The 22,561-nt window shown below is 42.9% G+C and carries 22 protein-coding genes; 2 read left to right on the plus strand and 20 right to left on the minus strand.

Going from position 1 to position 22,561, the window contains the following annotated elements; all coding sequences use genetic code 11:
• Positions 1-100: 100 nt before the first annotated feature.
• The 7 genes from ACJA3J_RS20640 to ACJA3J_RS20670 form a co-directional block, all read right to left on the minus strand.
• Positions 101-1,759: a b(o/a)3-type cytochrome-c oxidase subunit 1 gene (locus tag ACJA3J_RS20640; protein WP_089654670.1), complete on the minus strand. Its 1,659-nt coding sequence runs from the start codon at positions 1,757-1,759 to the stop codon at positions 101-103.
• Positions 1,756-2,229, minus strand: coding sequence for a cytochrome c oxidase subunit II (locus ACJA3J_RS20645; RefSeq protein ID WP_115894122.1), 474 nt, complete (start codon positions 2,227-2,229; stop codon positions 1,756-1,758). Before ACJA3J_RS20645 ends, ACJA3J_RS20640 begins: the two co-directional genes overlap by 4 nt.
• Positions 2,230-2,241: 12 nt before the next feature.
• Positions 2,242-2,361: a cytochrome C oxidase subunit II gene (locus ACJA3J_RS20650; protein ID WP_089654707.1), complete on the minus strand. Its 120-nt coding sequence runs from the start codon at positions 2,359-2,361 to the stop codon at positions 2,242-2,244.
• A gap of 912 nt (positions 2,362-3,273) precedes the next feature.
• On the minus strand, positions 3,274-4,611 hold the full coding sequence (locus tag ACJA3J_RS20655; protein ID WP_406945153.1) for a PAS domain-containing protein: 1,338 nt from the start codon (positions 4,609-4,611) through the stop codon (positions 3,274-3,276).
• Positions 4,608-5,039: a hypothetical protein gene (locus ACJA3J_RS20660; RefSeq protein WP_406945154.1), complete on the minus strand. Its 432-nt coding sequence runs from the start codon at positions 5,037-5,039 to the stop codon at positions 4,608-4,610. The genes ACJA3J_RS20655 and ACJA3J_RS20660 overlap by 4 nt, the downstream gene beginning before the upstream one ends.
• Positions 5,040-5,052: 13 nt before the next feature.
• Positions 5,053-5,709 carry a response regulator transcription factor gene (locus tag ACJA3J_RS20665; RefSeq protein ID WP_089654666.1) on the minus strand — a complete coding sequence of 219 codons (657 nt, stop codon included), beginning with the start codon at positions 5,707-5,709 and terminating at the stop codon, positions 5,053-5,055.
• Positions 5,687-6,289 (minus strand): hypothetical protein, encoded by a 603-nt coding sequence (locus tag ACJA3J_RS20670; RefSeq protein ID WP_406945155.1) that lies wholly within the window; start codon positions 6,287-6,289, stop codon positions 5,687-5,689. The genes ACJA3J_RS20665 and ACJA3J_RS20670 overlap by 23 nt, the downstream gene beginning before the upstream one ends.
• 143 nt (positions 6,290-6,432) lie before the next feature.
• Between ACJA3J_RS20670 and ACJA3J_RS20675 the strand changes: the two genes are divergently transcribed.
• Entirely contained in the window at positions 6,433-6,681 is a 249-nt protein-coding gene (locus tag ACJA3J_RS20675; RefSeq protein WP_089654664.1) for a DNA alkylation repair protein, read from the plus strand.
• Between the two features lie 28 nt (positions 6,682-6,709).
• On the opposite strand, the gene ACJA3J_RS20680 is transcribed toward ACJA3J_RS20675, so the two are convergent.
• From ACJA3J_RS20680 to ACJA3J_RS20700, 5 genes are all read right to left on the minus strand, one after another.
• Positions 6,710-8,071, minus strand: a complete 1,362-nt coding sequence (locus ACJA3J_RS20680; protein WP_406945156.1) for a hypothetical protein — start codon at positions 8,069-8,071, stop codon at positions 6,710-6,712.
• Positions 8,068-8,760 (minus strand): ABC transporter ATP-binding protein, encoded by a 693-nt coding sequence (locus ACJA3J_RS20685; protein WP_406945157.1) that lies wholly within the window; start codon positions 8,758-8,760, stop codon positions 8,068-8,070. Before ACJA3J_RS20685 ends, ACJA3J_RS20680 begins: the two co-directional genes overlap by 4 nt.
• Positions 8,761-9,404: 644 nt before the next feature.
• A complete protein-coding gene (locus ACJA3J_RS20690; protein WP_406945158.1) occupies positions 9,405-10,004 on the minus strand; it encodes a hypothetical protein in 600 nt (199 codons plus the stop codon).
• A gap of 9 nt (positions 10,005-10,013) precedes the next feature.
• Positions 10,014-11,201, minus strand: coding sequence for a ParM/StbA family protein (locus tag ACJA3J_RS20695; protein ID WP_115823108.1), 1,188 nt, complete (start codon positions 11,199-11,201; stop codon positions 10,014-10,016).
• A 400-nt stretch (positions 11,202-11,601) separates the two neighbouring features.
• Positions 11,602-12,564 (minus strand): S8 family peptidase, encoded by a 963-nt coding sequence (locus ACJA3J_RS20700; RefSeq protein ID WP_089650583.1) that lies wholly within the window; start codon positions 12,562-12,564, stop codon positions 11,602-11,604.
• Positions 12,565-13,065: 501 nt separating this feature from the next.
• On the opposite strand from ACJA3J_RS20700, the gene ACJA3J_RS20705 reads away from it, so the two are divergent.
• A complete protein-coding gene (locus tag ACJA3J_RS20705; protein WP_406945159.1) occupies positions 13,066-13,410 on the plus strand; it encodes a hypothetical protein in 345 nt (114 codons plus the stop codon).
• 183 nt (positions 13,411-13,593) lie between these two features.
• On the opposite strand, the gene ACJA3J_RS20710 is transcribed toward ACJA3J_RS20705, so the two are convergent.
• The 8 genes from ACJA3J_RS20710 to ACJA3J_RS20745 form a co-directional block, all read right to left on the minus strand.
• Positions 13,594-14,955: a murein hydrolase activator EnvC family protein gene (locus ACJA3J_RS20710; protein ID WP_406945160.1), complete on the minus strand. Its 1,362-nt coding sequence runs from the start codon at positions 14,953-14,955 to the stop codon at positions 13,594-13,596.
• A gap of 53 nt (positions 14,956-15,008) precedes the next feature.
• Positions 15,009-15,902, minus strand: a complete 894-nt coding sequence (gene ftsX / locus ACJA3J_RS20715) for a permease-like cell division protein FtsX (RefSeq protein ID WP_089650586.1) — start codon at positions 15,900-15,902, stop codon at positions 15,009-15,011.
• Between the two features lie 462 nt (positions 15,903-16,364).
• Positions 16,365-16,646 (minus strand): hypothetical protein, encoded by a 282-nt coding sequence (locus ACJA3J_RS20720; protein WP_089650587.1) that lies wholly within the window; start codon positions 16,644-16,646, stop codon positions 16,365-16,367.
• A gap of 59 nt (positions 16,647-16,705) precedes the next feature.
• Complete coding sequence (locus ACJA3J_RS20725; RefSeq protein WP_406945161.1) at positions 16,706-17,416, minus strand: aspartate/glutamate racemase family protein; 711 nt, start codon at positions 17,414-17,416, stop codon at positions 16,706-16,708.
• 47 nt (positions 17,417-17,463) lie between these two features.
• Positions 17,464-19,011: a Mur ligase family protein gene (locus ACJA3J_RS20730; protein ID WP_089650589.1), complete on the minus strand. Its 1,548-nt coding sequence runs from the start codon at positions 19,009-19,011 to the stop codon at positions 17,464-17,466.
• A gap of 133 nt (positions 19,012-19,144) precedes the next feature.
• A complete protein-coding gene (locus tag ACJA3J_RS20735; RefSeq protein ID WP_406945162.1) occupies positions 19,145-20,335 on the minus strand; it encodes a carboxylate--amine ligase in 1,191 nt (396 codons plus the stop codon).
• Between the two features lie 926 nt (positions 20,336-21,261).
• Entirely contained in the window at positions 21,262-21,426 is a 165-nt protein-coding gene (locus ACJA3J_RS20740) for a hypothetical protein (protein WP_406945163.1), read from the minus strand.
• A gap of 274 nt (positions 21,427-21,700) precedes the next feature.
• Complete coding sequence (locus ACJA3J_RS20745) at positions 21,701-22,495, minus strand: RDD family protein (RefSeq protein ID WP_089650591.1); 795 nt, start codon at positions 22,493-22,495, stop codon at positions 21,701-21,703.
• Between the last annotated feature and the right edge of the window lie 66 nt (positions 22,496-22,561).

Consider the following 22,561-nt stretch of genomic DNA (forward strand, 5'->3'; position numbering starts at 1 on the left):
TTCCGTTTGTAAATCTACGAGAATGGTACTAACAATAATGAATAGCGGAATGCACGCGACTGTGAATGCAAATGCGAATGACATATTGTTACCTCCTCTCCTACCAGGTTTGGAACCTTCCTGAACCCGGTGGTGCATGTTGGATGAGATCTGCTAAAGGAATCGTGTAAGCAACAGCGATGAGTACAAAGGCGATGCCGATCCAAAGCTTCCAATTTTCCAAAAATCTTGGCGTAGCAGAAGCATCACTGGGTGCGATCGGAAACGATTCTGCTTGATGAACGTCAGCTTTAGGCGCCATCCACCACAATTGGATGACAATGAATATTAGTAATGAGGCCGACAAAAAGAGAATAGATCCACCGACAGCCATCGTCACATGATTGGATAAAACCCCATCAAACCACGCGAGCGCATCATCATGCGCATATCCTGTATAGGCCGTACGTCTCGGCGCTCCCATCAACCCCAATACATGCTGGGCCGTACTCATGAGAAGCATCCCCACCGACCATGAAATGATTTGAATAAAAGCGAGCTTTTGCAGGGCCTTTGTAAAACGTCGTCCGGTCAAGTAAGGGATCAACCAAAATGTGAGACCGAAGAAAGTCATGGCTACGGGTGTTCCGACCGTAATATGAAAGTGTCCCACGACCCATAGCGTGTTGTGGATCACTTCATTCATTTGGAAACTTGCATTAATAATTCCACCTGCTCCTCCAGGGATGAAGAAAGCCATGGCGATAAAGATAGAAGTAAATCGAACATCCTTCCACGGTAACTTCCGGAACCAGCCGAACAAACCTTTCCCTCCAAGTTCCCTGCCCCGCAACTCAAACGTGGCAAACATAGAGAAAGCTGTCATCAGAGAAGGAATGATGACCATAAACGTCAACACCGTTTGGAGAAACTTCCAGAAGCTTGCGATCCCGGGCTCTGTCAACTGATGGTGGAAACCGACAGGAATCGAGAAAAGGATAAACAATACGAACGATAACCTCGCAAGCGAATCACTGAAAACTTTTGTTCCAAGAATTTTCGGTACGATCACATACCACGCCATATACGCTGGCAGTAACCAAAAGTACACGAGCGGGTGACCAAAATACCAGAACAATGAACGGCTCAATTCCACGTTGATTCCGTCCACCATACCGAATGCCCAAGGAATGAATTGAAACAGAACAGCTGCTACAACACCAAGACAGGCGATGACCCATAGAATAATAGTTGCCACCGTCATGAAAGCAAATAACGGACTGAGCTCTCCTTTATGCTGTTTTCGCCATAGCTGATAATGACCAACTAAGGCAAAGCCTTGAATCCATGTACCGATGACAAATAAGGCGAGGCCTACATAAAACAGTCCGTGAGCCTGTAAAGGAGCATAAAAGGTATAAAGGACAGAAGCCTGACCTCCGATCACCATGATGACAACCAAAAGAGTACCTAAAGAAGTAACAATAAATCCGATCCAGTTCCATAAAAGGACTTTAGGACCGAACGACCCAAGCGTCCGACTCATCCCTGCCTGGAAAAATGCAAAAATGAAAAATGTCGTGAAGACGATCGCAAGCAGTAAACCGTGAGCCGTTAATACTTGGTAATAATCCAACCACCCAGGTAATGTAAGAGCATCATTCCTTATAAACACCTGCAGCAAACCACAAAGTGTTCCTATTAAGAAAGCCGCGTAAGCAAAACCTAAGTTCGCCAGGGCAAGTTTCCGTTCTCCCTTTGCTATTTGTCCGATCATCATTGTTCAACCACCTCGATTTCTGTACTCATAAAATGGTGGCCGGATCCACAATACTCATTACAAATGACCAGATACGTACCAGGCTCTTGGAACGTATGCTTTTTATGGTTGATTTCCCCCGGCACAACCATCATGTTCACGTTTGTCCCTACGATAGAAAAACTGTGAACGACATCTGAACTTGTAACAGTAAACATGATCTCTTTTCCAGCAGGTACTTGGATTTTTCCAGGATCGTACCCAAAAGCTTTGCCCACCATGACCACTTCATAGGTGCCATCTTCTTTTTCGTGCACCCCTGGTTGATCGAAAGGAGCCGTTTCAGACACCTTTTCAGGATCGATTTTCATATGCCCTCCTGATGGTGTATGTCCTTGATGAAAGGCACTGACGCCAACGACGGATAAAAAGATGATTAATGCCATAATTCCGAAAATAAGCCATATTTTTTCATACTTGTGTAAATGCATGCCTTTCCCCTCCTATAACCGTTGAATATATAAAAAGTAAATACTCACCCACATGATTATGATGATGGCCCCAACGGCCAGAACACTCACAAGGGTCCCCTTCAAATCTGTTTGATCCTCCTGTTTCTTCATAACCATTCCGCCCCCTCTTCCCTTCATTTGATCTACTTTTATTGTATCGAGCGCAAGGGAAATAAAATATTGGGGAATCCCCTCATCTTAAAAAGCGAAATCCCCTATTCCGTTTTTTAAGCTCAATAAAATCACCCAACACTCTTATTCAACAAACGCTCCCGTTTGTGAAAGACTCAGTTTCGAGACTTATGTGTGAGTTTAGGGGCTACGGGAAAAGGTTCGTCTTGCTCCATCGTCCAGACACTCGCGTCATAAGCAGAACAGCAAAGGAATGAAAGGGCACATTCCGTTGCTGTTCTGCTTATGCCAGTCGTGTCTACCAGGACGATTCCGCATTTGAACACTTTCCATGGGGCGGGCGGTGAGCCTCCTCAGGCTACGCCTTCCGGGGTCTCACCTGTCCCACACGTCCCATAGGAGTCTCACCGTTTCCCTCCGCCCCTTTGCCATATAAGTGTCTCGAAACCACTTCCAGAATATGCTGCTTTTATGCACAGATTTAATGGAGGGTACGAACTTGCAGACACTCTATTCTGGGTGCGGAAAGCTTGTTATGTAGCGCTTTATGCATATAACACAAGGATAGTGGAAGACCCCCCACACAGTAGCGGGGTTCGTTTCTCACCTTCATGGAATGGGGTGGTTGGGAAGCTGCGAGACTCCCGCGGGAATGGATTGACTGGCGAGACCCCACAGTGCGAAGCACGAGGAGGCTTGCCGTCATCCCCGCAGGAAAGCGAGCTGCTTCCCAAACACCCCTAACACTCAACACCGTAAACGAACCCCAAGAACATCTTGAAACCGAGTCTTCAACAATCCTGCCAAAAAGTTGAATAACTATTCTAAAATGACCAGTATTTCGAAAAAAATTGAAAGAATATAGCATAAAAAAAGAAGTCTGATTTATTCTCAGACTTCTAAGGGGATCTTCACATAGATTGTAGTTCCTTTGTTTTCGGCTGATCTGATGGAGAGTGCGCCACCTACGGCACGGGCCCTTTCTTCCATACTGAACAATCCTACGCCTTTATTGGAACGAGCAACGGAGAAACCGTTTCCTTCATCGGAGATCTCAATAAATAGAACGCTCTCTTCTTCTTTTATCAGAACCTTCGCTTCCTCCACATCCGCGTATTTCCTTACATTAGTCAGCGCTTCCTGGATGATTCGGTAAATGCTTGTTTCGACATCAGGGGACAAGCGGCAACGGACGTCTGATTGAAAAGCCACATTCAATCCATATGATTTTTCTAATCGATTAATGAACGAGCGTACCGCAGGCATCAGTCCTAGTTCATCCAATGCGGAGGGCCTGAGTTCCCAGGACATATCCCTTACACTTTGAATCAAGTGGCTGATGTCTGTGGTCATTTGGTCAATCAATGGGTGCGTGAATTCTTTTTCCAGCCTTTGAACGGTAATGAGCAGGCTGTATAACTCCTGGCCGATACCGTCATGCAGTTCTCTCGATACATGTTTCCGCTCATTTTCCTGTACATCAATGATCCTTGTCATCATATGTTGGAGCTCTTGTTCCACACGCTTCCGTTCCGTGATTTCATTTCGTATGGCTAAATATTGATAGGGCTTTCCATTTTCGTCTAGAAAAGGGACAATCGTTGTATCGACCCAATAAAAGGATCCATCCTTTGCTTTGTTTCGGATCTCTCCTTTCCATACATGGCCGGTGCCAATGGTACGCCACAGCTCCTTAAAAAATTCTTTCGAATGGTATCCGGAATTTAATAAACGGTGATCCTGACCAATCAATTCCTCAACCTCGTACTTCGATATCTCTGAAAATTTTTTGTTTACATACCTTATTCTTCCCCTCTTATCTGTTAGAGCGACAATGGAAGATTCATCCAACGCATACTTAATATCCAACAGTTCTTTGAATGGTTCATAACTTTCACGATCAAGGGTACTTCTTTCCGCAAGATTTTGAATCGTAATATAAAAGTACCGGGTATCAGAGAAGACCGAATCGTGAACAACTAAGAAAACCGGCGAAGGGTTCTCCCCCTGTGGGGTAATGTAATGCTCCAGAAGGACGCCTTTTTCACAGTTATGTAGATCGTCGAGGGACAAGTGAAGAAACAAATCTCCCAGCTCCGCTTCCTCTCGACTCCGTTGAAATAAGTCCTCAGCCCGACCATTGAAGCACGTAACAACGCCGTCTTCTCTTACAATCAAAAATCCTTCCCTTCGGCCGGGAAGGATAGGTGAAAGCGTTTCTTTTTTCATTCCACCGCCTCCCTTTCTTGAAAATAAGCTTGTATATAAGATGACACCCGGTCACACACCTTCTTGTCTGGCAAAGCATGAGGGGAACGATAAGCAATGAAAACAACAGCCCCGAAAAGAGATGGAGTGATGATCGGTAGCGCTACAAAAGCACGTATTTTTTCAGATAATACAATGGGATACTCCCTGAGCGGCAACGGTAAGTCTGCAACATTTTCACACCTGAAAGCTGTCCCTGTTTGCAGGACTCTGCCTGCTACCCCTTTTCCGTACATGACATTCATTCGCTTATACCGTTCATTCAGCGGGCGATCAGCATATGTCCACCTGAGCCCCTGGGATGGGGAATGATACTCCGCAATGGCAACTAAGGATGCCTCTGTTTCTGCTGCAACTTTTGTACAAAGTTCTTCTAACGATCGCCTCACACGTTCATCCCCTTTATAGAGAATATCCAAGCAACCCTTTCTTCCAGGCATACTCTACTAGTTCAGGCCGGGTTTTGAGCTGTAATTTTTCCATTACATGCGCCTTATGAGCTTCGACCGTTTTGACACTAATGACTAGTTTTTCAGCAATATCTTTATTGGCGAATCCTTTCGCGACAAGGGCCAACACTTCCCGTTCCCTGTCCGTCAGCAAACGATAAGAGTCCGACGTCGTACCGTTTTTCAGTTTGTTCATGTAGTCTTCCATCAACCGTTTCGTCGCTGATGGATACAGGTAAGCATCGCCCTCCGCTACTTGACGAATGGCTTTTAAAAGCTCTTCATGAGGAGCATTCTTTAAAATACACCCGGATGCACCAAGTTCAATCGCCCGAAACAAATACTCTTCATCATCATGCATCGTCAAAATAAGGATGTGCGTATCAGGGAATTGTTTCTTTATTTCTGATGTCGCTGATAGCCCGTCTTTTCCGTGCGGCATCGACAAATCCATTAAGACGACGTTCGGACGCTTTTCCTCTACTTGAGCAAAAGCTTCATCCCCTTCTGAGGCTTCACCTGCGACTTCAAAATCATCCACCGCATTCAAGAGCATCCGTAATCCAGAACGGACGACGGCGTGGTCATCAACGATCACAATGGAAATCATCCTTATTCCCCCTCTTCTTGAAATAGACCCAAAACCACTGCCCTGACCTCTGTTCGATTTTTAATTCCATACCTGTTCTTTTCTGTATAAGACAAAGAAAACCCTTTTCATCCACATCGATCTGTTCATGTGGGGAAAGGAAACGAAACGTTACAGAATCCTCTTCCATATGGATGTCGATTGCATCGGTATCTGCATTCTCAACGATCATGAGGATGGTTTGTTGAATTAACCGGAATAGAAGCCGTTGATCTATTGAAAGTGATTCTCTTTCGGTCAAAAGGCTTACAGTTACGCCAAATCGATGTTCTATTTCTTTACCAAATTGCCTTATGGCAGGAACCACCCCTCTTTTAGCAAGGGATAGGGGAGTGGACTCATTCGATTTACTTCTCATATCATCAATAATATGAGTCAACAAAAGAGCAGATTTTGATGAGCCTCCTTCCTGGTCCATTTGATGGAGCAGCCCTGTCAAAAGGTGACTATACCTTTCATGAAGATCATAAGATAAATCATGTAACATTGTTTCATACATTTGGATGATTTCATCCGCTGGAAGTTTCATTGTCTCCTTCATCCTATTCCACCTCGATCACACGTAATCTTACTATCATCATACCTTCAAAAAGGCAGAACGGATATTAGGGCATTCCCTGATTTTCACGATCCTGTTCATATTTTTCATAAACATGGGAAACGTAAAAATGGAGGTGGACAAACATGCAGCCTTATCTATGTCCCAACTGTAAGACTAATCGCTCCCGTTTTAACTTAATCGAACAAGAAGCGAAAGCTGTCAAAATGAATCCAAGAACAGGTGAACCAGATGAGAGTTACTCATCAGAAAATATGGACCCTTTTCACATGGCCTACAAAGGGCCACAAGTAAAAGTCCAATGCGGAGCGTGCGGTTTAATAGAAGATGAAAAATCATTTATCGCCTTCGCTGAGCATAATCGCTTGGATTGATCCTCTGTGATGAACCAGAGGGTCTTTTTTATGAAATCAGCTCTCTCCCGCCCGATCGGCCGAGCTTAAAAACAACAAGTGGAACCGCGAGTAAGAATAAAGGATGATACACCCCAGCACCCAGCAGCATCAAACTTGCCACTCTTCTCCACTCTTCACGGTAGAAATTTTCCTTTTGGACCATCATCAAGCGTTCGTTGATGACTCGGGCAAGATCTACATAAACGAACAAGATTATTGCGATTAATTGCATCCCAATAGCTCCCAACGATTCACCAAGAACAATTTGAATAGTGACAAAGGAGATGAACACAGGCAGAAACCCGAAATACACCCATTTCAAGTAGCTGCTTTTACAGCTTTCCTCTTCGAGCGGCAGAGAATGAAAAACATTCTCCACATCTGAAAAAAGCCCCCCTGCTACTTCATGATAGACGACAATAGCGATGGGCAGTGTGAACATTAACATCCAATCGACCCTCATCGGAATGACAAGAATAATCAAACAAACCGTTGGAATCGTTTTCCAAATCACATCCGCCGACTTTTGAAAATATCCCGTCCATATCCGTCCATACAGGTGCCGCACAGAATAATGACGTCCTCTCTTCTTTTTCCAAATCGACTTGGTGATCCCGAATCTTTTCGGCGGCTTTATATTCACCTCGGTGAAATACCCGACCAACCACATGTTCCACACACGCGCATCATTGATGTCGATGACTCTCCCCCAGTCCACCTCTTCTTGACGTATGAAAAATACTAAAATCAGTACGGATAAACCTAGGTAGAGGAGCATGACAGGATAGCCAAGGAAAAATAAAAAGGAAAGAGCTGCGCTGAATATGGCAACACTCATTTTATGGACGGAAGACAGCGAAAATAGATTCCACTGCAACCATAAAGATAAAGGATAACTAAAAAGTAGAAGCGATACCCAAAGAGCGGCAGACTCCCACGACATCAAGACAAGCGCAAACGGAAGAGGGACAGCCAGGATGATCAAGAGTTGAACGATGTACTTTTCTAAAAACAAATAGGTGAGAAGTCGCTTTCTTGAGTGAGGCAGAAAACTAAGCTGAAGTTCTGAAGATGTGAAACGAATGCCAGGGTCTGTAAAAGAAGTGACCGCCGCACTAATGATTGCCAAAAAAGGAAGGAAAAAAGCGTAAGGAGCTATGAACGATCCCCTTCCATCAAAAAGAGTAATCAACTCTTGCAGCCAGTCATAACCGATGAACAAACAAAAGATGACGAACAATCCGCTATAAAAAACCATGACGGGATCCACAACCATATGGTAGGTCTGTTTATAAATATCAAACTTCTTCTTCCTTCTTTTCTTTCTCAGCCATTTATACACCGAATATGTCGTCATAGGCTCCATCATGTCGACCTTCTTTCCAACTCGTGAAATTCTGACACATCCCCCGAAGAAGAGACTTTACCCTCAACGAGCATGACATAGCGATCAGCTAGTTCAGAAAACTTCTCCAGTTGGTGTGTAGTCAATACAATACTGGCCCCCTGCACTTTTTTCCTTACTAACTCTTCCTCAAGGAAGCGACCTGCATACACATCCAGTCCCATAAATGGCTCATCAATGAATAAAACAGGGACATCAGGAATGAGAGCACAAATCGTCTGGACTTTCTGCCGCATCCCTTTGGATAGAGCTTCCGGGTATTCATCCAGCTTGTCCTTCAATTCAAACCCTTCGGTATATGTTTTTACTCGGCTGTCAAAAACGCCTTCGGGAACAGAATAACTCTTTTGGTAAAGTTTAAAGTGATGGTAGACTGTCAATTCGTTAAACAAAAGCGGCTCTTCCGGTATGTATGTAAAATTCCTTTTGTACGCTTTATATTGCTTTTTCTGGTCATTTCCAGCAATGGATAATGTTCCAGTGATTTTTTCCCGCGAACCGATCATCGTTTTCATCAGTGTTGATTTTCCCGCGCCATTATGACCGACCAATGCCATGATTTCGCTTTTTTTCACATGAAAACTGATATCCCTCAAAATTCTTTCTTTTTGGATATCAACACTGCAATTCTTCACGTCCAATACCACTTCCATGCCAACACCTCCGCCTATTTTGATTTATATACGAGTATGGGCAGGGAATCGTTTCAATTTTTATCCAAATGAGTTCGCTACATGTGGGTATTGATCTATGCTTATTAAACAATATGGCAGAATTGTGGAAGACTCGATTTCGAGACTTTTCGGGGTTCGTTTGCCGTGTGGAGCGTCAGGGGTGGTTGGGAAGCCACTCGCTTTCCTGAGGGGATGACGGCAAACCTCCTCGTGCTTCGCTCTGTGGGGTCTTCCACTATCCTTGTGTTATATGCATAAAGCGCTACATAACAAGCTTTCCGCACCCAGAATAGATTGCCTGCAAGTTCGTATCCTCCATTAAATCTGTGCATAAAAGCAACTTATTCTGGAAGTGGTTTCGAGACACTTATATGGCAAAGGGGCGGAGGGAAACGGTGAGACTCCTATGGGACGTGTGGGACAGGTGAGACCCCGGAAGGCGTAGCCTGAGGAGGCTCACCGCCCGCCCCATGGAAAGCGAACCTTTTCCCGCAGCCCCTAAATTCACACAAAAGTCTCGAAACTGAGTCTTCCAGAAATGGGAGCTTATATTGAAGAAAGATCGGGGGTTTTTTAGAGGTCCATAAAAATAAGCCCTCTCCGCTTATACGAGGGGCTTATGATCATTTATTCATTCTTGATAAAAAGTCACCGAGCAAGTCATCGTCATCTTCTTCCAGAACATCTTCTTCCCGTTGTTCCTGAAAATCAGCTTGAAGATTGTCCAAATCCAAATCATCCAAATCATCATCCCCATCTACTTCGAGTGGGGTTTCAGGCAACACAGCTTTCTCCTTCTCAGGTTCGATCTCTGTCGGAATCGGGGCTTCTTCCTCTGTAGCCGCCTCTTCTTGAAGATACAGAGCATCATCAATGTTATAGGCATTGCTATTTAACGATGCAAGTAAAGTCGTTGCCCTAACAGGATCCATCATGAGCTGATAAAGGATGCTGCCGATGAGAGCTTCTGAGTGTTCATGTTTGATCCAACTTTTCTGCTCTTTCGTAAGAGCTTTTGGAAGCGGAATGGTCACGGTTTCCTTATCTTTCGTAAAGGACTGGTTCACTCCATCAAGGACGAACTGAGCGATTTTACTTGAAAAATTTCTACGTTCCTTCTCTTTTAACTGGGACAGCTGTTTTAATAAATGATCCGGTGTGTCCGAGGGGACCCGGAACGTAATCGACTGGCCCCTCTCCACACTTTTTCTAGAAGAACTCATCCAATCACCTTACTTAGAAGATCCGGCTTTTTGTTCTACTTTTTTATTAGACTTGTCTTCTAACTTCGAATTCTTGCGGATATAGTCAGAAATGAGCTTATAATAAGCATTGGCCATCATCCAGATGCTTTCATTCTCATCTTCAAAGAATTCAATGTTAAAGCCATCCAGTTTGTTATTCAATGTCTTAATATAGTCTTTCAATACTGCTGAACCGCCACCTACGAAATAGCAGATTTCAGACTGGGAATTCTTCTGCCATACATTTCTTAAATAACGATACTGTTTCTTCGCAAGTTCAAGTAAAATTCGGTCCGTAATGTCGTGCACATTTGTACGGCTTCCTCGAACCATGATGTGGTGGCGATCATTTTTACGCGTGATGATATCGACGACGTCACGACGGCTGTCTAATTCAACCCCATGCTTCGTAAGGATCTCGTCACGGATCATCTCCAATGATTCAGACACTCCCAAGTTGAATCCTTGAGCCTTGTCATCATCCACGTTGCGGTTTCTAATAACGGCGATATCAGTAGAAAGTCCCCCGATGTCTTGAATCAGGATTTGTTTATCTACCAACTCTTTATTAATAATGTTCAAATCATTATCCATGACAAGGTTTACATAAGCAGCAAATCCTTCTGGATAAACTTTGACCTCATCAAACTTGATGTTTACTTTCATTCCTTGATATTTAGGTGTGACTAAAAATTCCACCTGGTGTACAGAGCCTAGAAGCTGGGAACGGTAACCTACATCTTTTCCTTCTTTCACTTCACGCAATGGTAAACCTGTCCCAAGTGTATAGTTCGCTTCAAGCACATTGTTTTTAGCTGATTGCGCATCTTTCCCAGTAACAGCGTCCATAGCAAGAGATGCAAACAGCATGATCAATGTTTGATCTTCTTCTGATTTGTAACTTCCAGGATCCAACTCCGCAGAGTTTGTAGTCTTCGTAGCTAAATTCCCTACACGATAAATAGCATTGTTTTCACGTAAAGCAGGGGAATGCACTCGGATATGTAGATTATCGAGTGGATCCTTATCATCTAGATCTTCAATTCCGATAACCGGACGGTCCTCAAGATCTCTAGCCACCACGTTAGGAATATATAAAGAAGATTCCAATTTTCCAAAGTTCGCCTTCACGGCATCGTTACCAACATCAACAGCTGCAATTCTAGATTTCGTCATTACACAGCTCTCCTTTTCTTTTGCTAGATTTGACCTCACCTTACTTTAAATCTATTAAACAATCAGAAAATAGTCAATGCGCCTTTTTACGTGTTCATAATTGTGTACTTGTATATATTATTGTGTACATGTATGCATAATTGCACGCATCCCTTTAAAACAACATGCGTACACTTTTGTTTACATGTAAACGTGATTGCACACGTAATGTATTCATTTTTGTGTGCAAGTAATCATTTTTGCAAACATGTATGCATATATGTAAACAATCACGTTCTTACCATCATTTTACTATTTTCGACACAAAATCACGGCCTGAGATTTTAATTCTCTTTCTAGTTGGTGGACTTGGTTTGCATAAAAAAAGAGAGGTTTTAAACCTCTCCATTAAAATATATGATTATGTGATATAGGTGCTGAATAAATCTTCTAATTTTTTTGTCAGTGCCAAGGTCATCAATCCATTTCCTTCAGCGACTTTAGAGTGACCTAGTGGTGTAGTCCGTTTAATAAGTTGTGAAAATACTTCAGTTTCGGACATTTCCCTCTGAAATTGAGCCTCTACTAAAGGAATGATTAATGCAAGACCACCAGAAACATGTGGAGTTGCCATAGATGTACCTGATAATCGAGCATATTTACCTTCAAGATAGGTGGAGAGGACATTGACACCTGGAGCTACAAGATCAATTTGATCATTTGTGTTCGTAAATGAGGCTAGGCGCCGTCCTTCATCAACAGCTCCCACTTGGATGACTTCATTATAGGCTCCGGGATAAGCGTACTCCATCGTATCTTCCCGCCCATCACCTTCATTACCTGCCGCACATACAACAGAAACCCCTTTGGAAATGGCATTCAATATCGATTTTTTAAGTTCGGGCGTATCATCTGGTCCTCCAAGAGACATAGAGATCACTCGAACCCGCTCATTGTTTTTCCCTCTCCATTGAACCGCATAATCAATGGCATCAGTAATCCACTGATATTGCCCACTTCCCTCTTCAGAGAGCACCTTAAGAATAAGAAGCTTGGCTTGAGGCGCAACACCAACAACGCCTTCTCCATCTTCCTTAGCAGCAATGGTCCCTGCAACGTGAGTTCCATGTCCGTTATTATCTTGATAATTGTCAGGGTCTCCATCATGATCATCTGTAAAGTTACGTCCGCCTACAATTTGTCCTTGTAAGTCTGGATGATCACTCTGACATCCTGTATCAATGACAGCTATAATGCTGCTCTCTCCCTGGCGCGTCTCGTCCCATATACTTTGAGCCTCAACCATATGCACACCTTTTGGGACTTCCTTCGTCGTATCCAAAATAGCATCCATTCTGTAAGGGATCAGTTTCATTCGATTCATCCTCTTCCTCCTTCATTTATGAACTACAAGCTGGAAGACTGGTCATGAAGAATGATCTTCCTTAAGTATAACACCGAACGTATGTTACGTTTACATTATAAAGAAAATAAGGACTTATATACGATATAGTGTAAGATTAAATGAACAATTGTTCTCAATAATGCTTGTTATATAACATGATTGAGGTATAATAGGGAGTGAAAATTCTTTATAAAGAACACACAAGTCAGGTGAGTGTCTAGTATTGGAGGAGATTTCGTGATAAAGAAAGTATGTACCCGCTGTCACAGAGCATCTTACAGTAGTAGTAATTACGGACCCTGGGATTGTCCTATTTGCAACGAAGACCTCACAGATTCAGCACCCCTTCCCATACATTCTAAAGAGCTACGCACCCCTAAAAAGAAAGTAATTCAAATATATATTAAAAATAAGACGGTCTTATGAAATGGTTCACTAGTTTTTCATTCTCATCGGCATCAGTTTCCTACGATACCCCCAATGGAAGACCAGAATATCTCTTACCAACAGGACAAGATTATAGACAACTTCAATAAAGGAAGAGAAGATACTGCCACATCCTTTAATAAAACCTTAGAAAGATATACACATGTGAATAACTTATTAGATAAGCCCCCTCCCTCTCCCCAATTAACACAATTTCCACAAGAACTACAGGCGATTGCTATTCTTGAAATTCCTACAATCCAATTAGGACTACCTGTGTTTGAAGGATTTACGGAAGAAATCCTTTCTTACGGAGTGGGAATCATGAACAACTCCTTAGACCTTGAAAACAACGGAAATACCGCTCTTGGAGCTCATAGGGGCTTTAATTACCTGTGACCCAATCCCAAATCCAACTCATCGATTGATCGTTCAAGCTGTACGTTAGTGAAATCTCTCTTACATCATACATTCCCATACTTTCATAGCTGAGTAGGAAAGTACCCCCATGGGGAAAACGAAACAAAAAACCGATGGGAAATCTTTACGATTTTCCATCGGTTTCTTTCTTTGGCTATATTTTTAAGGCAAGTATTTACGTGGGTTTACAGAATTAGAACGTGCTCCGTTCCAGCTTCCTTCATGGATCTCAAAGTGAAGGTGCTGTCCAGTCGAAGCCCCTGTACTACCCATGTTTCCAAGAAACTGACCTCTAGATACAGATTGTCCTGAAGATACGGCAGGTGTACTTCTCATATGAGCATATACCGTCGTGAAAGTTTGTCCATTCATACGGTGGGAAATCATGACCACATTCCCGTAGCTTGATGAGTAATTGGCACGGATAACTGTTCCATCTGCTGCGGCACGAATCGGAATGGTGCCTCCGCCAGCTAAATCAATTCCTGAGTGTAACTTTGGTACTCCTGTAATCGGATGGATACGATTGCGATCAAACTCAGAAGTAACTCCTGCATTTGCGGGCCAACTGAATAGCGCTCCACTATTGGAAGAAGAAGATTCGTTGGACGAGCTTGAGTTGGAACTAGAGTTGGAACTAGAACTTGAGTTATTGCTGCTTGTGTTTGAAGCACTTGCTTTCTTTTCAGCAGCTGCTTTTTCAGCCGCAGCTTTTTCTGCTGCTCTCTTTCTAGCTTCTTCCTCCGCTTTACGTTTTCTTTCACGTTCACGTTCAATTTCCTTCTGGATCGCAGCTTCCTGCGCAGCAAGGGTATCCTGCTCTTCTTCAATGTCCATTACATGGTTATGTGCAAGCTCTTCATCTCGTTCAAGACTCTCCATCAGTTCATTTTTTTCTTGTTTTTTCTGGTCGAGTCCTTGTTTCAAAGCTTCTAATTCTTGTAGCTTTTGCTCGAGAGATGCTAATTCTTTTTCAACTTGTGCTTTTTTCTTTTCTACTTCTTCTTTATCTGCTTTATGTTGCTCTAGAATTTCTTTATCCTGTGTAGCGATGGTGTTAAGGCTCATGACACGCTCTAAGAAGTTTCCGAAGCTTTCAGCACCCATAAGAACATCTAGGTAATCAATCGCTCCACCGTTTTGGTGCATGGATTTAACGCGATCCTTTAAAAGTTCATCACGTTCAGCAATTCTTTTTTCAAGTTCAGCAATATCTGCTTTTAATTGCTCGATGTTTTCTCTTGTTTTCGCAATTTCATTTTCTTTCGTTTCAATCTTATCCATCGTTTCCATCACTTGTTTGTCCAACTGTGCGATTTCTGCGTTCACTTTTTCTTGTTGTTGTTGAAGCTTTTCGATTTCTTCCTGCTTTTCTTGTTTTTCTTTTTCAATTTCAGACTGCTTGGCACGGTTCTCCTCTAGTTTATCTTGGTTCGTTTCTGCGTTGACTGTATTAGAATAGAGTGGAAAACCGGATAGAATTAGACTGACGGTCAGAGTGGCTACTAAAACTCTCAACTTCAAACTTTCTTCCTCCCCCGAATCCTTACCTGTTTATTTTTGGCAGATCAATAGATTTAAACTCTTAAATACTTACGTATAGACGTGAAACTTCCCCATAAACCAATTACGATCCCCATAAGGATCAGGAGTGCAGATACTTTCAACACGAATGGGTAAACGGGCAACAATTCAATGAACAATGTAGGGTATCGTGTGGTCACTTCTGTGTAAAGATAATCATATCCGAACACAACGACCGCGATCGGTATGAGTGAACCAAGAATACCGATCATCAATCCCTCAAAAAGAAATGGCCAACGGATAAACCAATTTGTCGCTCCGACCATTTTCATGATTTCAATTTCTTTCTTACGAGCAACGATGGTAATTCGAATCGTATTTGCAATCAAGAACATGGCTGTGAAAAGGAGACCGGCAATTATCGCAAGCCCTACATTACGTGCCACATCCATGACACTGAATAAACGCTGAACGGTTTCTTTGGCGTATTCGACTTTGGCTACACTATTAAAATCTTCAATCGTCTGTGCGACTGTTATCGTATCTTCAGGTTCGACTGTTTTGACGATGTAGACGTCATTCAGTGGGTTTTCATCCTTCAAGGATTCAAACACTTCTCCATCATCGCCTAGACTATCAATCAGTCGATCCAACCCTTCTTCTTTGGACTGGAACTTCACGGAAGAAACCGCTGATACTTCTTCAATTTTATCCTTTAAGGCTTCACGACTCGTATCTTCAGCCGTTCTATCAATAAAGACGCGGACTTCTACATCTTCTTCGATCTGTGATGCAAAGTCGTTTAAATTCAATAGCAATGTGGCAAAAACTCCAACTAGCAATAAGGTTACGGTCACAGCTGAAATAGAAGCTATGGACATCCACCTGTTTCTAGCTAAGCTTTTTACGCCCTCTTTGCCGTGGCGACCGAATGTTTTAAATTTCATAGTGGTGGTCACCCCGTGTAATCCGTTCAATCTCTCCACTGTATAGAACGGAATCCCTCAGAACATAAGGTGCTAGACTGCGGTGATGCAGATCGAACAATTTATATCACTTCCTACTAAACTCTCATTTTGTGAATCTATGTTGTCTGTTGTATGTACTTTGAGTCGTCTGTTGCATTTTCCTATCTCATTATATCAAAGATATTCGCTAAATAAAGACAAATTATTATTACATTTATGTTTCAAACCATAACAAAACACACGTATGTTCGCCTTTTCCGTCGACAAAATATGCTCTTAATAAGAGCTGGGTTGGTGATTAAAGTCATAGGTTAATAGAACTAATTATTCCCTTCTTGATTTTAAGGAAAATTTTCCAACAATAGAGGAGTGTAGCTGCGGATGAACATCTAAAAAAGAGCAAAAAAATAAGACAATCCTTTTGGAATTGTCTTCATGAGCTTAATTTTTCAATTTCTTCAAGGTTTCCAGCTCGCGCTTGAGCCGGATATTTTCTTGACGTATAGAATCCAGGCTCTCCGGTTTTCTTTGAATCGGCGATAAATGGACTTCATACCATGATTTTTTAAACGCGTCGTTGACATCACTCGTCCTTCTGATAATGGCTGAAGGATAATGGGACTTCAAGTGAGATACTTCTTTTTCAGAAAGCCTCAATTCTCTGAAGGATATCCCCTCTTTGAAGGAATCTGACAAAAATTGGTCAAACTCGCTTTTGGACATGATACGCACCCCTCCTGATGAATGGTTCTTGTTACAAATATAAGAAGGGGGTACGCTTTTCATGACTTTTGATAAACAGTTTCTTTTACGACGACGTTTGCGACAACTTCCATAGGGTCGAGCAGAGGAACGGGCAGGTGGTAAGGCTTCAACACGAGACCAATCTCGGTACAGCCTGAAATAATCAATTCTGCCCCATTGTCCAACAGTTCCTGGGAAGCGTCTTTCAATAGTTGAAGGGGTTCTCCATCCGTGTTTCCACTTTTAATCCCGTTTTCACCATAGATGGCTCGCATCACTTTTTCATTTTGTGTATATGGTGTTGGAGCGATCACTTCCAAATGATCAAAGTACTTCTGGAAAAGTCCTGTTTCCAAGGTGCCGGTAGTGGCGAGCACCCCGATTTTTGGAACGGTTGGATAATGATCCTGGATGAATTTCTTCAGTTCCAAGAAAGCATTCAGTAATGGGAAGGATACAGACTTTTGGACTTCTTCAATGAAGTAATGGGCGGTCATACATGGAATACACGCCACGTCCACGTCGAGCTTTTCTAAATTCTTAGCCGCATGGACCATTTCAGGAACAGGGTTTTTCCCTTTTCCTGAAATGGCTTCTGTACGGTCAGGAATCTTCGCATTGCTGTCTATGATCACGCGATAATGCTCTTGATCTTTACTTGCATTCGTCGCTCTTATAATCTTCATATAACATTCGGCGGTTGCCTCAGGTCCCATTCCCCCGAGTATGCCGATAATTTTATCATTCACTGTTATGCCTCCTAACGAAAGACCGGGACCTTGCTGTATCGATTTAATCAGAGGATTCCTGCTACTCTGTTTTTCAATGGCTTGAACAATTTCTCTTCATCCATTTCCGGACGTGTCTTGTTCAACTGTTCGAGGGCGATTTTCGCCCCAGGGTCCATCCCCTGACATCCTGCTAACAAGACCACATCGTCTTTTTCTGCTTCTGAGAGCGCATGGTGGATGGCATCATCCAACTCTTTATACAAGTCTACATGGATGCCCGCTTCCTCCATCATTTCCTGGAAGACACGCAGCTCTTCTTCTGTCACCCGGTCTTTTTCATCCACATGGGAATGGCTGAGGGTTGCAATCACTTCCGTCAGACCCAATTTCGGAGCCCATTCCACAATAGCTTTTGCATTTTCTCTGTTGACTGTAATCCCACGACTTCCTCGAATCGCATAGACGAGCTTAAGATTTGAATATTCCATTTGCTGCAAAGTATTCAAGGTGACGTTGATATTTCCGTAATTGGCGAAGTGGTCGTCCAATATTTTAATATCATCTTCAAAAACCATTTCAAAGCGTCGCTCTACACCACCGAAGCCTTTCAATCCGGCTTGAATGGTTGGAATCGGTACCTCATTTAACAATCCTACAGTGATAGCTACCATGGAATTGTAAACAGAATGATACCCTGGTGTGGAAAGCTCAATAGGAAACTCTTGCGGCTCATAAGTTTTCCCCTCTACGGTAAATGGTTTCCGGATTTCAACGTTGAATTTCGCGCGGCCTGTGGAAAGGTCCAAATCTTTACATACCAGATCCCCATCTCCTGTTTCTACGCTGAATGTGAGTACATTGGCTTTCGTTTCGTCGATCAAGGATGCGGAATAAGAATCATCAAGGTTCAAAATAGCCCATTTATCTTCACCCGCATTGCGAATCAGGCTTGCTTTACTGTTGAAATACTCTTCGAAAGAACCATGCAGGTCGATATGCTCGCGGCTGATATTATTTAGTGTAACGATATCAAAATCTACACTTCCTACTCTGCTTAAATCCAAAGCTGAGGAGGAAACTTCCATCGTCACATGAGATACATCCTGGTCTCTCATTTGAGCAAAATAATGATGCAGGTCGAGCGATTCCGGGGTCGTCAGCTTTGTGGGCTCGGAGTAGTCACCAAATTTGACCACGACAGTACCAATCAAGCCTGTCTTAAGACCATGCTCTTCAAGAATGGCATCCGTCATAAATGAAGTGGACGTTTTCCCGTTTGTCGCTGTAATCCCGATTGTTTTCATTGCGTTTGAAGGGTGGTTGTAAAAAGCATCGCTTAGTGCGGCCAGGGCACGACGGCTGTCTTTCACCTGATATTGTGGAAGGTCCTCCCATCCGGACTGATAATCCTCGACCACAATGGCAGCCGCTCCATTTTTCACTGCTTCCGCTACATAACGGTGTCCATCCGTCTTGAAACCTTTAATACAGACAAACACATCTCCCTGCTCTACACTTCTTGAATTGTATGCGAGTCCTCGGATGTCCAGGTCCCTATCATTCCATGACTCCAGTATATTGATGAATGATAATAATTCTTTCAACTTAGCCATTCTTATCTACCTTCCCTGCATTGTTTTAGCCTGTTCAATGGAATTCAACTTCGTTCCGTCCATATCGTTCGATTATTGGTTAGCATTTCCTACGGTCCGCCATCTATATTCTCAGCAGCATGACGGAGTATAGTTATCTGTTTTTCTTCGTTACTTTGTTTACCACAAGGTTCGCCAACTTCTTCCCAAAGGAGAACGCTGGTTTTGGATCTTTCGGATCCCAGATGGCATGGGCTTTCGGTCTGAAATAAGACTTCAAGACCTTCTGAGGAGAGAGTTGTCCTGTTTTGATATATTCCCTGACTGCCAGAAGGTCCTCGTAGGCATACCAGAAAACAAGATTTTGATCCTCTTCCACCGCTTTTGGTTCCACCGGGTCCCCAATCAACTCTTTATACGTGATATAAGGGATGTTGATACCTGTTTTTTGTAATAGGTGATTCAAATTCGTGATACGTACATTGATTTCAATTAAATAGTATTTGCCGGTTTCGGCGTCCTTTTTGAATTCAATTTCAGCGAAACCTTTATATCCGATTCCTTCCAAGAACTTCGCACCAAGTTCATAAAGCTCCGGCACATACTTTTGCTGGGTGTAAACAGATGCGCCGTAATTCACAGGGAATTGGCGAAGCTTTTGGCAAGTCACCCAATGCGTCACCTTGGAGTTTTGATCCAGGTAGGCATCAAACGTGTACATATGGTCATCAAAACCAGGAATAATTCGCTGGACGATGACCTCTATATTCGCTTCTTTCGCTTGTTCAACTTTTTCTATTAACTCTTCTTTATTATGAACTTTGAAAAGCTTCCTTCTGAATTTGGATACAAAAGCTGGTGAGTCCACCGGCTTTACGAGACAAGGGTATTGAATTTCCTCTTCTACTCTTTCTACAAGGTTCTCATCATCCACTTGAACCGTTTCCGGAACAGCTACTCCATGCTGGGAAGCCAGCGTGTGGAGAGTGCCTTTGTCCATTATCTTAGTATATAATCCTTGTTCCGTTTGAGGAATAAGGAAATATTCCCTTAATTCCGGCAGATATTCATCCACGAATTCCACATATGGATCGGCTGTCGGAATAAGTACAGGGGCATGGTCCTGCTTTTTGGCATAATCGATCAAGAAAGTCTTCAAACCTTCTGGATCTTCCTTATAGTGAGGCCCAATCAATGCTTCTGTACAATATTTGGACTCAAGGCCGTAGGCACCTTCCCAGTCATAGTCCACTGCTGCAACGTGAACATCATGAATCCCTAGACATCTGATCGTACTCAGTCCAATATAATAGTTCGCTCCTAGAACAACCGCTTTATTCGCCATGAGATATCCCCTTTTCCATCTGTTGAATTGTACTTGATCATATATAGAACACGTATTTATTTTGGTTGTTTTCTTTCTATATGTAAACATATCTATTTTACCACAAACAGGTACCTAACAAAACGTAAACCCCTCTATCAAAGACAACCCTAGTCTTAATAACACTCTTCGTTATTAAGTATATGGCAGGATTCTTGAAGACTCAGTTTCGGGATGTTTTTGAGTGGATGGGGCTGCGGGGAATGACTCGCTTTCCGCGGGAGCGCGGTGAGCCTCCTCGAGCTCCGCTCTGCGGGGTCTCACCAAGCACTTTTTTCCCGCAGGAGTCTCCCCATTCCCCTCCGCCCCTTTGCCATATAAGTATCTCGAAACCACATCCAGAATAAGCTACTTTTATGCACATGGTAATTGGAGAGGAATCAACTTCCAAGGACGCTACTCCGCATGCGGAAAGCTTGTTATAGAGCGCTTTATGCTTATAACACCAGGGTAGTGAAAGGCAACCTCCACAGTAGGAAGGGGTTCGTTTCGCTCCCTGCATCGAATGGGGTGGTTGGGAAGCTGCGAGACTCCCGTGGGAGAAGGAGATAGGCAAGATCCCGCAGGACGCAGTCCGAGGAAGCTCGGCGCTCCCCCACAGGAAAGTGTTCAAATGTTGCATCGCCCTGGGAGACACGACTGGCATAAGCAGAACAGCAAAGGAATGTGCTTTTCATCCCTTTGCTGTTCTGCTTATGACGCGAGTGTTTGGGCGATGGAGCTAGACGAGTTGCTTCCCAGCCATCCCTGACTCCTATTATGGCAAACGGAGCCCGAAAACATCTCAAAACTGAGTCTTCAAGTATAGGGAGCTAATCTATAATGAGGTTATTCTGTCTAAAAAAGAAAGTGGCACCTTTTATGCAGGGCCACTTTTGTTGAAGCATTTATTTGAATGTCTGGTGGCTGAAATCGACTTCAGCTGGGACTTGATCTTGTTGGATTGTAGGAGTTTGGATTTTCTTAAAGCGACGGACAACTTTATCGACGGCATATAATACAAGGAACGTAAGCAGTACGGTTAAAGACAACACATAAAGAGATGTAAGCATGAGCTATGATCCCCTTTCCTTTTTATAATTTCAGGTAGGAACAAACTTAACCTCCCCCCATGGATCAGCCCGTTTATTCGCCTGTATTTTATTAAATCCTAGTATATAATACCAAATTCTACACTGAAGTAAATATATATTTGCAAATTCTTGTATATTCACATAAATACTTATAATTACAAATGCATACATAAAGATTGATCATTTATAAAATCTCTTTTAGACATAAAAAACAGCCGCTTTCTGCCCCCAAAAAACGGCTGTTCTTTCTTTGTTATAACTGGAATTCCCACTCTTCCTTTAAATCTATATATGCAGCATAAAGTCGAGTAGCTAACTCATCTTCACTTTTCGTTCCATCCTCTAATCCGAGTTTAGGAAGAAGGATCTCAGCAACTTCCCTGGTCATGGTATCTTGCTCTGTAGGTTTTAAGGTCGGGTAACGATGAACATAGGTTTTCAATAGATTCCAATCTTTTTTCGTAACGTTTTGTCTCTCCCAGTCTCCAACGACTTGTTGGTCCGATTTCAGGTCACGATTTTCAATCTCTTTTTCCACGAGTGTCTGTTTCTTTTTCGAACGTTGTTTTTTCCGTTCGTGGATAACGATCGTTCCACCGACAAGATCGCCCAGTCTCTTATGCTGGGGATGGAAGAAAACCATCAACATCCCAATCAGATAATAAAAGGGAAGCATATCGATGATTCGTAATAAATTTCGAATCAATATAGATAGGACGGTTGCTTTTCCCCCATCTTCTTTGACGACACGAAGGCCGAGCAACATTTTGCCCAGGGTTTTACCCCCACTGAGCCATTCGAATAAGAAGAAATAGCCCCATTGGATGCCAAATAAGATAAGAATGACAAAAGCGATCACCCACCCGCGCCCTTCCAACATGAAGTTCAAGTGGTTTTCTGTAAATAGGAGGAGCGCAATCATTCCGCTATATAATAAGCCCAAGAGAATGGAGTCGACAATTTGAGCCGCTCCCCTGCTTCCTAAGCCTGCCAGCTGGAAATTCAAAGTCACATGTTCCGGGGTCTTCACTTTCCATCTTTCCTGCATCTTCTTCCTCCCTCCTTATGGGTTCCCATATGTCTTTTGTTTTTCTATAATAGATGTAGAATGTAA

The organism is Halobacillus sp. SY10, from assembly GCF_045401165.1.
In the GTDB taxonomy this organism is placed as follows: domain Bacteria; phylum Bacillota; class Bacilli; order Bacillales; family Halobacillaceae; genus Halobacillus; species Halobacillus aidingensis.